Below are 10,666 nucleotides of genomic sequence, written 5' to 3' on the forward strand. Positions count from 1 at the left end.
TATGCAATTGTATTTTTTAAATTTGTTGGAATTGCCGAAATTGGTGGAGGGGGATCTTAATTGGCTATGGTTAAGAGAAGATAAGCCATTAATGGGGTGTTTTCGGAGGAGTTGCCTTGGCGTAATAAGGTGGTAATTACTACATTTCGAACATTCCCATGCGGAGTATATGCTGCTATGGAGGAGTCCTTCCGTATTTGAGGATGGGGTATACCTTATTTATACGATTGGATAGATGCTGGTATCTGTTTAGTGGGTGTTTCAGTAATGATATTCGCACCTCGCCAATAAATGAGGTATCGAAGATACCTTTAATCCATCGGCCTCATACATAGCACCTTACGGTTTCTCATATACCACCGTCAATCCCATACTTTCCACGTTACCCATACATAATTATTTATTTTTATTTTTTAATAATTTCTTTATGGGCGAGTGCTTATGTCTGAAGCACGGTATACCTTCATGGACGTGGGCTTTCCTTGGAAGATGAAGCACTCTACTATACCTTACGGTTTTGCCTGTACCACCGCCGTTTCCATACTTACCTCCTGACCCCATACCTAATTATTTATATATATTTATTTTTAAGGGCGAGGACCTTGCTTGGGGCATGTTACACGTTGCTGGACGTGGGCTTCCCTTGAAAGATGGAGCACTCTACTATACCTTGCGGTTTCCCCTGTACCACCGCCATTCCCCATACTTACCAAATTGACCTATGCCTAATTATTTATATATTTATTTGTTTTTTTATGGGCGAGAACCTTGCTTGTGGCGTGTTGCACGTTGCTGGACGTGGGCTTTCCTTAATTGGTTTGGTTCTATTACTACTCATTCAAAGTGATACACGAACACCCCTTGTGATGTCTTTATTCTTAGATATTATCTAACCCGAAAGGGATACCTTAACCCCCACGAAAAACCTTTGCTAGCCTATAAAAAACATAAAAAAACCCCGTGAATATACCCATACTATGGATACACCCACGAGACTTCGTGCAAACTTTTTTCTTCTTATGCAGACTTTTTTCTCATTCTGCAAACTTTATTCTGATTCAACATCAGCCGTCCATTTGCTTTCCTTAATCAAACGTTTAATTAAAATCTTGTATACGGTGGCAGCATATAATTGCTGCCCTTGATTAAACATTTGATCAATTACTTTTCTCCAACTATGCAAAAAGGAGGCATCCAGAAAGGAGCCTCCTTAGACAAACGATATATAATCCTAAATCCGCTTATTCAACCGTAACTGATTTAGCCAGGTTGCGCGGTTTGTCTACATCGCATTCGCGGTGCAGGGCAGCATAATAAGAGATCAGCTGCAATGGTATAACAGAGATAAGAGGTGTTAATAATTCATTTACTTCTGGAATAACGAAGCGGTCTTCTTCCTGCTCAAGCCCCTTCATGCTGACGATGCATGGGTTGGCGCCTCGGGATACAACTTCCTTAACGTTTCCGCGGATGCTCAGGTTGACGCTTTCCTGTGTAGCAAGGGCAATGACTGGTGTACCGTCCTCAATCAGGGCGATGGTGCCGTGCTTCAATTCTCCGCCGGCAAAGCCTTCAGCCTGGATATAAGAAATCTCCTTCAGCTTCAGTGAGCCTTCAAGGCCCACATAGAAGTCAATACCGCGGCCGATGAAGAAAGCGTTGCGTGTTGTTGCCAGGTATTCACGGGCAATCGCTTCAAATTCTTCTTTGCCGTCACAGAGGACCTCCATAGCATTAGCAACGATTCCAAGCTCCTGAACCAGGTTAAATGGCAATCCAAGCCCTTTGCTCTTCGCTGTTACTTCTGCCAGGATGGCAAGAACAGCCAGCTGGGCAGTATATGCCTTTGTTGAAGCAACCGCGATTTCCGGCCCTGCATGAAGAAGCAGTGTATAGTCAGCTTCACGGGAAAGGGTTGATCCCTGTACATTCGTGATTGTCAGTGCTTTATATCCCATCTCTTTGATGTTTACAAGCACGGCACGGCTGTCAGCTGTTTCACCGCTCTGTGAAATAAAGACGAATAGCGGCTTTTCTGACAGAAGAGGCATATTGTAGCCGAATTCGCTGGCAATATGGACCTCTACCGGAATTTTTGCCATTCTTTCGATGAACTGCTTGCCGACAAGGCCGGCATGATAAGAAGTACCAGCTGCAATGATATAGATCCGGTCGCTTTCATTCATCGCATCAAGGATGTCCTGGTCGATGACCAACTCCCCGCTTGCATTCTGGTATTTCTGGATGATGCGGCGTGTCACAAGCGGCTGCTCATCGATTTCCTTCAGCATATAGTGAGGGTATGTGCCTTTTTCAATATCACTGGCATCCAGCTCTGCTGTGTAAGGATTTCTGGCAATGATCTGCCCGTCCATATCCTGGATCATGACTTCGTTCTTTTTGACGATGACGATTTCTTTGTCCATCAGCTCGACATACTGGTCTGTCACCTGAAGCATAGCCATTGCGTCGCTCGCAACCACATTGAATGTGTCGCCAAGGCCGACAAGGAGCGGGCTCTTGTTCTTCGCTACAAAGATTGTTTCATCATTCTGCTCATCAAGGAGCGCCAAAGCGTAAGAGCCCTTCAGCAGGCGCAGCGTCTTGCGGAAAGCATCTTCTGTTGCTTCTCCTTCATTTACGAACAGCTCGATCAGCTGAACGATGACTTCTGTGTCAGTGTCGCTCTGAAGCTCTACTCCGCTCAGGAACTCGCGCTTCAGCTGGTCATAGTTTTCAATAACGCCGTTGTGTACGAGCGTGAAGCGCCCGCCTGCACTCTGGTGAGGATGGGCATTCTTTTTGCTCGGTACGCCATGTGTCGCCCAGCGCGTGTGTCCGATCCCGGTGTGGGCTTCCACATCTCCATCAACGATGCTGCGCAGGTCGGCAATGCGGCCTTTTTCCTTGAAAACATGAACACCGTTTTCGTTCATGACCGCGATCCCTGCTGAGTCATAGCCTCTATATTCAAGCTTTTCCAAGCCTTTTAATAATACTTCCTTTGAATCAGTGTTTCCGATATAACCTACAATTCCGCACATACTTCTGTGTCCTCCCTAATAAAGGGGGCAAGAAGCCTTTTTTAGAGGGCATACTTGCCCCCTTATCTCTAGTTTTTGTTTGTTCAGAAGCATATCCCTCTCTTTGTCCACCAAGTTGCCTTGATGCTTTAAAGAAGGATTTTCGGTTGTGCTTGCTCAACCGGGAGGCATCCGCCGAAAAATCGATAAACCTCCTCCTCGTCAACTAGCCCTCTCATGGCTAGTTCAGGCGCTTTAAAAGTATACCCTGACGACCCACCTTTCTATTATTGAATATGCTTTGCACAATGGTTTGCAAAAACAGGATAATCATACATCACTACGTGAGAATCCGTCAACTGATATCATAAAAAATACACATTTTCCCATGAAGCTTTGGGGCTCCATATAAAAAAATATGCATAGAGGCGCCAAAGCGTTCCTCTATGCATATCTTCCCTTCCATTACTCCTTTAAACCCATTTCCTCGCGGACAACAGCGGCTATGCGTTCCACATAGGCCTCACACTGCTCCTTTGTTGGCGCCTCAGCCATTACACGGACCAATGGCTCAGTGCCGGAAGGCCTGACAAGGATGCGTCCGTTTCCGTTCATTTCATTTTCAACCTCTGTAATCACGGCATGAACCTTATCGTTGTCTGTTACATGGTGCTTGTCTGTAACTTTAATGTTGACGAGCGTCTGCGGGAACTTCTTCATTTCATTCGCAAGCTCTGACAGCGGCTTCTTGGTCGCTTGCATGATATTGGCAAGCTGAAGGCCAGTCAAAAGTCCATCACCGGTTGTGTTGTAGTCAAGGAAGATAATATGGCCGGATTGCTCCCCGCCAAGGCTGTAGCCCTCTTTTTTCATTTCCTCCACCACATAGCGGTCTCCGACTGCAGTCTGGATGCTTTCAATGCCGTTTGCTTCAAGCCCTTTGTAGAAGCCCAGGTTGCTCATGACTGTGGATACAACTGTGTTATGCTTCAGACGGCCCTGCTCTTTCAGGTATTTTCCGCAGATATACATGATTTGATCTCCATCAACGATGTCGCCATTTTCGTCTACAGCAATCAAACGGTCTCCGTCGCCGTCAAAAGCAAATCCGGCATCTGCCCCTTTTTCCTTTACAAAGGCCGAAAGCGCTTCAGGATGCGTCGATCCTACGCCATCGTTTATGTTAAGACCGTTAGGGGATGCGCCCATTGTCGAAAGGTCGGCATCAAGGTCTGCAAACAAATGTGCTGCCAGTGAAGATGTAGCACCGTTCGCACAGTCAAGCGCAATATGTATGCCTGAGAAGTCTTCATCAACACTTTGCTTCAAATATTGAAGATATTTCTGTCCGCCTTCAAAATAATCATTCACCTGGCCAAGGTCTGCCCCTACCGGACGCGGAAGCTCATCTTCTGCCTTATCCATGAGAGCTTCAATTTCCAGCTCCTGATCATCTGAAAGCTTAAAGCCATCAGGCCCGAAGAATTTGATCCCATTATCAGCTACAGGGTTGTGGGAAGCTGAGATCATGACACCTGCCTGTGCACCAAGGGCTTTTGTCAGATACGCTACTCCAGGCGTTGAAATGACGCCGAGGCGCATAACTTCAGCTCCAATGGAAAGCAGTCCTGCTACAAGGGCTCCTTCCAGCATATGCCCTGATATGCGTGTATCGCGGCCGATCAATACTTTTGGGCGTTCCTCATTCTTTGTTAGCACATATCCGCCAAACCGGCCCAGTTTAAAAGCCAGCTCCGGGGTCAACTCACTGTTTGCAATCCCTCGTACTCCATCGGTACCGAAATATTTACCCATTAAAAATCGCTCCTTCTAACCATAGTGACATTATATTTAAGCTTCTTCATTCTTTTGAGTGATAGAAATCTTTACTGTTTCTCTTGATAGCTTCCAGCTTACATTATCGGGGCCAGTCACCTTTACAGGCACATTATGCTCCCCTTCTGACAGGCTGCTTGCATCAACGAATATATTGAAATCTGCAGAACCAAGGCCATTGACCACACTGACCGGCCCCTGGACAGACAGATTTGTTCTCCCTGATCCATCAGCGAAAGCAGCGGTATATCCTTCTGCTGCCCCAGTCAGGTCAATCGGAAGGTTCGAGAAGGTTTTGGTTTCATCCTTCTCTGTTTCTTCCGCAGGAGGAGTCGCCGTCTCAGCTTCATCTTCTTCTGCTTCTGAGCCGGCGTCCTCCTGATCTTCCTGGCTTTCAGCTGTCACATCCACGGAAGCCTCTACTGTCTTCGGATCGACAGATGTGATGCCGTCCGGGATGATGACCGGAAGGGTCTGAACACCATCTTTGGTGATCTTGCCCAGGTCAATCTCAACCCTAACTCTTTCCGTCTGGCCGAGCGCTTCTTCGCTTCCGGTGATTCTCGCCTCAGCTGTATCCAGATCAATACTGTTAAGCGTCACACCCGAAGGCAGTGAACCTTTCCGGACGACATCGATCGGCACGGTCTTAGCGAGGCTTTTCACAGACACGGTAACCTCTACCGTCTCTGGATCGACAGCTACATTCAGCTTATTCATATCCCTGTCGAGCACCCTGATGCTTGCAGCTCCTGTGACAGATTCCTCTATCGGACCTTTGACATCGAGAGCTGCCTTCACATAGCTGATGCGGTCGACTACGTCCTTGGCACCCGTTATTTTAACAGTTTCAGGCTTAACAGATGGTGCTCCGGATGTGAATCCGTCTCCAAGCAGGGACTGGTTGAATTCAGGCTCTACCTTGAACTCCTTCGTTACTTTCTCCTGGATAGAGACTGTAGCATATAACGGATCGACTGTTACATCGAGGCGATCCGAAATGTCCCTTACAAGGATCCGGACCTGCTTTTCGCCAACTTCAGCATCAGATAAATTTACATATACTTCAAAGTCCCGCTGCGTCTTGGCGATCTGGACATGGCTTTTCGGCCCTGACACCCTCACATCCACAGTATCCGGAACTCCGGTGACGACAAGATTATCGGTATCATAATAGGATTTGACCGGGACATCTTCAATAAGCTCAGTGTCCTGATCCCCGGGAACATTAACCTCGCCCGATTTGTCGGATCCATCATAGACAGCATCAAAAAGGAGCAAAGCCAGAACAAGGGCCACAGCTTTCATGAACCACCTGTTGTCCACCAGCTTATCAATCAGCTTATCCATTTTTCTTCCCCCTCCAATTCCAGCGGGCTGAAGAAGACTGTTTCGCCTTCTGGCTGACAATCAATTCATTGGATAGGAGCTCCTTGAATGCCTCAGAGCTCAGGCTTCTATGAAGCTCACCGTTTTTAGTCAGTGAGACGCTTCCCGTTTCTTCAGATACAACGATGGTAAGGCTGTCTGTGACCTCACTGATTCCCAGGGCGGCCCTGTGCCTTGTGCCAAGTTCCTTAGAAATGAACGGACTCTCAGACAGCGGCAGATAGCAGGCTGCAGCTTCCACACAGTTCCTCTGGATAATGACCGCCCCGTCATGAAGAGGTGTATTCGGGATGAAAATATTGATCAGGAGCTCTGATGATATTTTTGAATTCAGCTGAATGCCTGTTTCTATATAATCGCCCATCCCTGTTTCTCGCTCAATCGAAATCAGGGCGCCAATCCGGCGTTTAGCCATATAATCAACGGCCTTTGTAATGGAATCCACCATCTTTTCCTGTTCATTTTCTTCCTGGGAGCTGCTTCTCGAAAAGAATCTTCCCCTCCCCAGCTGCTCAAGCGCCCTCCGGAGCTCAGGCTGGAAGATGATGATAATGGCCAGGACCCCCCATAGCAGAACCTGTTCCATCATCCAGCCAAGTGTCTGCAGCTGGAATTTATCGCTGATCACCTTGACGATCAGAATGACAAAAATCCCTTTCAAGAGCTGTACGGCCTTGGTGCCCCTCACAATCATGATCAGTTTGTAGATGACGTACCAAACAAGGAGAATGTCAACAATATTAGCCAGGTATTTCAAAATTGAGAAATCTGCAAACGACATTATCCCTTCCTCCAAATATATTTTTCCAAAAAGCATAAGCTTTGTTTTCAATGTATGTAACTCACATATTATATCATAAATACTCTGAAAACCAATGATATGGACATGGGATATATTGCAAAGCTCTTGGCGTGCCTTCTCATTCATCTAAAAGAAAATCCCTGCCAAATGAATATCGGCTCAGCCGGATATTTCTAGTTTGACAGGGATTTGCTCTCTCTATTCAATCAGCCTGCTGCAGGCTCTTTTTCTTTCTCATCGAACACATTCACAAGATCTTTGCCAAGGCTCTTGATATGATACCAGAGCCACTCAAACACTTCATTCACTTCCTTGATATCACCAGTCACCTGGCCTGCAGAAGCCATATACTGCTCTCCATTGATGACGGTCACATCGCCATCGACCTGGCCTTCGATTTTTATCTTGCCATTGCGGACAATCACATCACCCTTGATTACTTCACCTTCCGGTACGATGACCGTGTCATTCTGGACGATCAGGTTCGGCTGTTTGGAGACCGAAAAATTATGGTCCTTATTCCAGGTGGAGACGACACTTCCCATCATAAGGATGAGGAACAGGGAAGCAGCAGTAAGCAGGGGATGATGCCTGAACCAACGCTGGAAGCCCACCTGCTTCTTTTCTTTTGGAAGCTTCGCCATCACACCAGCTGTGAAGCCTGACGGAGCTTGTATATGTGAAGTGCTTTGCACTAGTGCAATAGCTCTCTTTAATTCATGAAAATAAGAGCGGCATTCGTCGCAGCTGCTCAAATGCTCCCTTAATTGCTGTTCATGCTCGGCTGAGATCTCTTCATCTAGATACTCGTGCATATACTCGACAATCTCTGCTGGACATTTCAAAGTTCTCACCCTCTTAAAATGATAAGCTGAATTCATTTTTGCAAAAGAAGATGGCATAGCCATTCATCTCTACACATGACGCAGCTGCTTTCTTAAAGCTTCCCTGCCCCTGTGTATGCGGGTCTTAACCGTCCCGAGCGGCAGGTCCATAATCTCGCTTATTTCGTTGAGAGAAAGCTCCTCGATATATTTCAGCACAATTACTGACCTGTATTTTTCAGGAAGCTTGGAAATTTCGTTTTGAATGGTTTCCTGAAGCTCCAGGCTCTCTACATCTTCCTCGGGCAGTCTGGTATCCGCTGCAATCTGCGAATACATCGTCAATCCGTCCGTCCCGGCAACCTCCGCATCCAGAAAATAGTCGGGCTTTTTCTTCCTGATCCGGTCAATGCATAAATTGGTTGCGATTCTGTACAGCCAGGTGGAAAACTTCAGGTCGATATTAAAGCTTTGAATATTAACATATGCGCGCAGGAAAGCCTCCTGTGCAATATCCTCCGCCTCATGGCGGTTGCCGAGCATACGGAAACAAAGCTGGAACACCTTGTCTTTATAAATTTCCACAATTTCCCCAAAAGCATTCTGGTCGCCTTTTAATACCTGTTTGATCCTTTTCTTTACGATTGCTTCCATTTCTATTTACCTCCGCTCTAATGCGGCTATACGATATTACGGATCGATAGCGGAAAAGGTTTCGTTTTTTATATAAAATTTCTCAATAACTATTATTTTAACAAAAATTTACTTCTTCATGTTTAAAAAGTTTTAAATGGGGTATAAAGGGACTAATTAAGCTGAGGAAAAGGCAGGTTTTTTTGAATGGGCATTCAAGAACTGTTGCAGGATATTGAAAAGTGCCGCAAGGAAATGGTCCAACTGGCTTCCCGTACCTCTTTGTCCAGCCATCATGTAATTGAAGCCAGTACAAGGCTGGATTCATTGCTGAACAAATACAATCATCTGGTCAAAAAACGGTAACTTGAAAAATCAAGTTACCGTTTTTTGTTTCTTTCTTTAAAGGAGCTTTTCGCCGAAAAGCGATCCCATCAGCGCAACGGCTACAGATGCCGTCTTATTCTTGTCATCGAGGATCGGATTGACCTCCACGAACTCAGCGGAAGTGATCAGCTCCGCTTCTGCAAGCATTTCCATCGCCAGGTGGCTTTCACGGTAGCTGATGCCTCCTATGACTGGAGTCCCCACGCCTGGTGCATCGTTGGGATCCAGCCCGTCCAGATCCAATGATAAATGAACCCCATCAGTCCGGTCCCTCAGATACTCAATTGCTTCTTCCATCACTCTTGCCATCCCGAGCCTGTCAATCTCATGCATTGTATATACTTTGATGCCCTTCTCCTTCACAAGCTCTTTCTCACCCTCATCCAGGGCCCTTGCTCCGATGATGACGATGTTCTCAGGCTTTACCTTCGGTGAGTAGCCCCCAATCCCGGTCAGAAGCGGATGGCCGATGCCCAGCGAAGCTGCCAGCGGCATGCCATGGATATTCCCGGAAGGCGATGTTTCTGCTGTATTCAGATCTCCATGGGCATCATACCAGATGACGCCGAGGTTTTTATAGTGCCGCGACACACCTGCAAGCGTCCCGATGGCAATGCTGTGGTCCCCGCCTAACACAAGAGGGAATGAACCGCCCTTGATTACTTCATCAACCTTTTCTGCCAGCTGGCCGGTCTTATCTGCAATAAGCTCAAGATTCCTCAGATTGGTATCTGGATCTATCTCCACCTCCGGGCGTCCAATCGCTATATCACCCAGATCATGAATGTGCTCAAATAAAGATTTCAGACGTTCATTTACACCGGCATAGCGGATAGCACTTGGCCCCATATCAACACCTCGCCTCATTTGCCCAAGATCCATCGGCATCCCGATAATCGATAGTTTCTTCATCTCTCTATGTTCCTCCTTCACCCCTGTTCTGCTTTCATTTTAACCGCTTTCAAAGCAATGACTCAACTCGACAAAATCATGCATATATATGCGTACTTTTCTGAAAAATCAAAAGGATAAAAAGATAGAGGTAAATTCCTGGGGAATCGGCAGCATGAATTATAACGAAAATGGCATGATCACCCGCGGATAACACAAGCTGCTACAGATTTAGATTCGATGTTCATGTACAGCTGTTAGAAGTTATAACATTTTTAAACATAAAAAAACCTTAAACCCGGCAGAGTTTAAGGTAAGATGTATGTAGTAATGGTGGAGCCTAGCGGGATCGAACCGCTGACCTCCTGCGTGCAAAGCAGGCGCTCTCCCAGCTGAGCTAAGGCCCCGTATATTGGAGCGGAAGACGGGATTCGAACCCGCGACCCCCACCTTGGCAAGGTGATGTTCTACCACTGAACTACTTCCGCATTCATTAAGACAAACCTTAGGGTATAAAACCTAAGGCCTGCCCTGCTATGATGAGCCATGAAGGACTCGAACCTTCGACCCTCTGATTAAAAGTCAGATGCTCTACCGACTGAGCTAATGGCTCAAAAAATGGCTGGGCTAGCTGGATTCGAACCAACGCATGACGGAGTCAAAGTCCGTTGCCTTACCGCTTGGCTATAGCCCATTGATCAATGACCTGCCGGTCAAAATAAAAAGGACATTTATAAGATTGTCCAAATCTGCAGTTTTTATTCAAAATGGTGGAGGGGGACGGATTCGAACCGCCGAACCCGGAGGGAGCGGATTTACAGTCCGCCGCGTTTAGCCACTTCGCTACCCCTCCACATTCCATTACAGATAAGTAAAGGAAA

9 protein-coding genes and 5 tRNA genes are annotated in these 10,666 nt (G+C 46.6%); 2 read left to right on the plus strand and 12 right to left on the minus strand.

Going from position 1 to position 10,666, the window contains the following annotated elements; genetic code table 11:
* Positions 1–210 precede the first annotated feature (210 nt).
* Positions 211–291, plus strand: a complete 81-nt coding sequence (locus Q9R36_RS24010) for a YnfA family protein (RefSeq protein ID WP_311226016.1) — start codon at positions 211–213, stop codon at positions 289–291.
* A gap of 950 nt (positions 292–1,241) precedes the next feature.
* Here Q9R36_RS24010 and glmS read toward each other — a convergent pair.
* The 6 genes from glmS to sigW form a co-directional block, all read right to left on the minus strand.
* The gene (gene glmS / locus Q9R36_RS24015; RefSeq protein WP_253615982.1) at positions 1,242–3,044 is read right to left on the minus strand and encodes a glutamine--fructose-6-phosphate transaminase (isomerizing); all 1,803 of its coding nucleotides are present in this window, start codon (positions 3,042–3,044) and stop codon (positions 1,242–1,244) included.
* A gap of 444 nt (positions 3,045–3,488) precedes the next feature.
* Positions 3,489–4,838 carry a phosphoglucosamine mutase gene (gene glmM, locus Q9R36_RS24020; protein ID WP_022543227.1) on the minus strand — a complete coding sequence of 450 codons (1,350 nt, stop codon included), beginning with the start codon at positions 4,836–4,838 and terminating at the stop codon, positions 3,489–3,491.
* Positions 4,839–4,874: 36 nt separating this feature from the next.
* A complete protein-coding gene (locus tag Q9R36_RS24025) occupies positions 4,875–6,209 on the minus strand; it encodes a CdaR family protein (protein WP_009795683.1) in 1,335 nt (444 codons plus the stop codon).
* Positions 6,202–7,029 (minus strand): diadenylate cyclase CdaA, encoded by an 828-nt coding sequence (cdaA, locus tag Q9R36_RS24030; RefSeq protein WP_009795682.1) that lies wholly within the window; start codon positions 7,027–7,029, stop codon positions 6,202–6,204. Before cdaA ends, Q9R36_RS24025 begins: the two co-directional genes overlap by 8 nt.
* 227 nt (positions 7,030–7,256) lie before the next feature.
* Complete coding sequence (locus Q9R36_RS24035; RefSeq protein ID WP_035403448.1) at positions 7,257–7,895, minus strand: anti-sigma factor family protein; 639 nt, start codon at positions 7,893–7,895, stop codon at positions 7,257–7,259.
* Positions 7,896–7,964: 69 nt separating this feature from the next.
* Positions 7,965–8,528, minus strand: a complete 564-nt coding sequence (sigW, locus tag Q9R36_RS24040) for an RNA polymerase sigma factor SigW (RefSeq protein ID WP_009795680.1) — start codon at positions 8,526–8,528, stop codon at positions 7,965–7,967.
* A gap of 186 nt (positions 8,529–8,714) precedes the next feature.
* Here sigW and Q9R36_RS24045 point away from each other — a divergent pair, with 186 nt between their 5' ends.
* Entirely contained in the window at positions 8,715–8,873 is a 159-nt protein-coding gene (locus tag Q9R36_RS24045) for an aspartyl-phosphate phosphatase Spo0E family protein (protein ID WP_022543224.1), read from the plus strand.
* Positions 8,874–8,909: 36 nt separating this feature from the next.
* Here Q9R36_RS24045 and rocF read toward each other — a convergent pair whose 3' ends face one another.
* From rocF to Q9R36_RS24075, 6 genes are all read right to left on the minus strand, one after another.
* On the minus strand, positions 8,910–9,806 hold the full coding sequence (gene rocF, locus Q9R36_RS24050) for an arginase (RefSeq protein ID WP_009795852.1): 897 nt from the start codon (positions 9,804–9,806) through the stop codon (positions 8,910–8,912).
* Positions 9,807–10,116: 310 nt separating this feature from the next.
* Positions 10,117–10,192, minus strand: a tRNA-Ala gene (locus Q9R36_RS24055).
* Between the two features lie 6 nt (positions 10,193–10,198).
* Positions 10,199–10,273: transfer RNA gene (locus Q9R36_RS24060), tRNA-Gly, on the minus strand.
* A 52-nt stretch (positions 10,274–10,325) separates the two neighbouring features.
* Positions 10,326–10,398 (minus strand) — tRNA-Lys (locus tag Q9R36_RS24065).
* A 6-nt stretch (positions 10,399–10,404) separates the two neighbouring features.
* Positions 10,405–10,479: transfer RNA gene (locus Q9R36_RS24070), tRNA-Gln, on the minus strand.
* A gap of 74 nt (positions 10,480–10,553) precedes the next feature.
* Positions 10,554–10,638 (minus strand) — tRNA-Tyr (locus Q9R36_RS24075).
* Positions 10,639–10,666 lie beyond the last annotated feature (28 nt).

The sequence above is a fragment of the Bacillus sp. AG4(2022) genome, assembly GCF_031844465.1.
Taxonomy (GTDB): Bacteria; Bacillota; Bacilli; order Bacillales; family Cytobacillaceae; genus Bacillus_AB; species Bacillus_AB infantis.